Source organism: Undibacterium sp. GrIS 1.2 (assembly GCF_040544435.1).
Lineage (GTDB): Bacteria > Pseudomonadota > Gammaproteobacteria > Burkholderiales > Burkholderiaceae_D > Undibacterium.
The window spans coordinates 1-2,274 of record NZ_JBEONP010000134.1; the positions used below are offsets into that span (position 1 = coordinate 1).

The 2,274-nt window shown below is 44.5% G+C and carries 2 protein-coding genes; one reads left to right on the forward strand and one right to left on the reverse strand.

Annotated features, from left to right (window positions below):
• Nucleotides 1–335: 335 nt before the first annotated feature.
• On the forward strand, nucleotides 336–1,325 hold the full coding sequence (locus tag AAKU61_RS22440) for an ATP-binding protein (RefSeq protein ID WP_354335834.1): 990 nt from the start codon (nucleotides 336–338) through the stop codon (nucleotides 1,323–1,325).
• A gap of 287 nt (nucleotides 1,326–1,612) precedes the next feature.
• Here the strand turns inward: AAKU61_RS22440 and AAKU61_RS22445 are convergent, their stop codons facing one another.
• Complete coding sequence (locus AAKU61_RS22445; RefSeq protein WP_354335836.1) at nucleotides 1,613–1,753, reverse strand: hypothetical protein; 141 nt, start codon at nucleotides 1,751–1,753, stop codon at nucleotides 1,613–1,615.
• Between the last annotated feature and the right edge of the window lie 521 nt (nucleotides 1,754–2,274).

The following is a 2,274-nucleotide window of genomic DNA, read 5'->3' on the forward strand; positions in this document are numbered from 1 at the left end:
ATCTATAGAGTAGGAGGAAGCCAAGCCACTATAAATCATGTTGGGGGACGGGCTACGCTGCGCTTCGCCCGTAACCCCAAGAAATAAAAAATCAGCAGCGCAAAACCAGAGGATCAACCCCCTCTTTTTTATTAACTTAACTGGTACACTTTTGGCGCGCTACTTGGTACATCTTTACTCCGCGATTGACATCGCCGCAAGTACCGTCCACGGATGAAATAGAAGTGGAGGAAATTGTCATATCCTCCGAGAAGAAAGTTGAACCACAGCATTTAACGATTGGTTTTGGATTTACTTCGGCGCTGTAATGTTCTGTTCCATGAAAGGAAATGTTCATGACTACCAAGGCTATTCGGCCAGTTTCGTTTGAGCTGCATCCCATCGAGACGGGCAACTATCGTATTGCAACACCTGCCATTCAAGAGTTCTACGAACTTATTTTGCGGTGTCTCCGCTTTCGAACTTCTGGTGCCTTGATTTATGGACCCTCACGGATTGGAAAGACACGATCCATCGAATATTTACGCTTACTTCTCGCAGAAAACTATCCAAAGATAACGACCTACCAGGTGCAAGCCGAATATAAACCGCGTCATGCTGAGGGGCCCTTCTTTACCAGTCTCTTAGAAGCGGTGGGTTACCCAGAACCAGACACAGGATCAAATCCTACTAAACGAATTCGCCTCAACAATAAAATAAAGGAAGCGTGCAGCAGGGCCGGTAGTGGAACAGTGATCTTCTTTATCGACGAAGCGCAGCGCCATAGTGAAAATGAATATGAATGGTTGCGGGACGTGCATGATCATCTAGATCGCCAGCAAGTTAAGTTGTTTACGTTCCTAGTAGGACAAGAAGATTTGTATGCGATTAAGGTGAATTTGCAATGCGCTGGGAAAACACAAATCGTGGCGCGTTTCATGGTGGACGAATTTGCGTTTTATGGCATTCGAAATGCGCAAGATGTGGCAACCTGTTTAGCTGGCTATGATCGTTCTACTTATCCACGCAACAGTGATTGGACCTTCACCAAATTCTATCTCCCGCGAAGCGTAGATTCTGGTTACCAATTGGTTGATGATGCCCAAGTGTTGTGGGATGCCTTTGCTAGTTTGCACAATAAATCAGGGTTACCTGGAAAATTAGAAATTCCCATGGAATCCTTTACCCGTGCTGTTGAAATTGTGGTGAAAGAGAGCCAAGCACTGGATGAACTCAAGTATCGGCCGGCGAAGTCGCATTGGGCACAAGCGGTGCGCAATTCCGGTTATGTGCAGGCGCGCATTGCTATCGGTCGGACCTTATCAGAATTTAATCATGTTGCCTGAGCCATCGTGCAACACGCCCTTGCCTATTATGCTGTTTGATCAGCAAAAATTGGCGCCCTCATTTGGCTATGTATTTGACTTAAGTTGGCTCGATATTCACGACTCACTGCTTTCGACACTCTGGAAGTTTATAAAGATGAATGGTGTACCAGGCCCCGTGGTTTTAAGGCTATTGGCCAAAACAGATATAGATCCCTATGACGGTATCGCCGTATGTCAATCTGAAATGAATCTCAAGCGATTGCAACAAGATTTTGGATTATCTGCCAAAGTAATTCGAGATTCTTTTACCCCAGCATTATTGGGTAATGCAATATCGCCGTACTTTCGGTTTTGTAGACGTTGTTTAAGCCGCGGGTATCATGGCACGCCATACCAATTTCAATCGGTAATACGCTGTCCGATTCATGCGGATCTGTTGGAAACACAATGTCGTTTTTGTGGAAAGTCGTCCGCTTATCATCTGAATGCGATGCTTCTGAACTCACCCTTTCGATGTGGATATTGCTCAAAGAGATTTGGCACATGCGCGCCCGACTTTGCCCATAGGTTGCCGTTGAAAAAGTCGGCGCGCAGAGCCATTACGCGAGCTCGTATTCTTCACTGCTGACGATAACTAGCATTGGTATGTCAATTTTAGATGGTGAAATTAAAAGAAATTGCAGGCAAATTTGCTTCGATTAGTTTTTTTGTCGGCACAATTGCTTCAGCTGTAGGGTAAGTCTTTGAATTTAATTGGCATTTAATGAGAATTGATCAATCAAAATGCTGTGTAGGCAAATTCGCCCTCACTTTGTAGATACATTTGCTTCGGTCTACGGTTACCAATGAGTCGGGTTGTGTTTGATTTGTTAATTAAGTTGGAGAATAGGACACCGTCTGGTCAACAAATGGCGTCCTAACTAGACACCCTAAAAAAATTACACCAACAAACGATAGACAAATAAAT